This is a genomic window from Mycobacterium angelicum, assembly GCF_002086155.1.
Taxonomy (GTDB): Bacteria; Actinomycetota; Actinomycetes; order Mycobacteriales; family Mycobacteriaceae; genus Mycobacterium; species Mycobacterium angelicum.
This window is the reverse complement of sequence record NZ_MVHE01000405.1, coordinates 1-266: the sequence shown is the minus strand read 5'-3', so window position 1 is coordinate 266 and position 266 is coordinate 1. Positions and strand designations below refer to the sequence as shown.

General features: G+C 64.7%; 1 protein-coding gene. It reads right to left on the bottom strand.

Annotated elements, in window-relative coordinates; translation table 11 throughout:
• Positions 1-266, bottom strand: a 266-nt coding sequence (locus tag BST12_RS30010) for a beta-ketoacyl synthase N-terminal-like domain-containing protein (protein ID WP_139802133.1), incomplete at both ends; no start/stop codon positions are given.

Genomic DNA, 266 nt, shown 5'->3' with positions numbered 1-266 from the left:
TCCATCGCGGTGGCCTCACGCGCCGAAATCCCGAAGAACTCGGCATCAAAGCCGGCCGCATCGGCCAAAAACGCGCCCGAACGCGTATAGGTCTTGCCCACCGCATCGGGGTCGGGATCAAACAACCCCGCCAAATCCCAACCCCGATCCGTCGGGAAACCCCCTACCGCATCCACACCACCACTGACCAACTCCCACAACGCCTCCGGCGAATCCACCCCACCCGGCAACCGACACGCCATCCCCACCACCGCGATGGGTTCGTC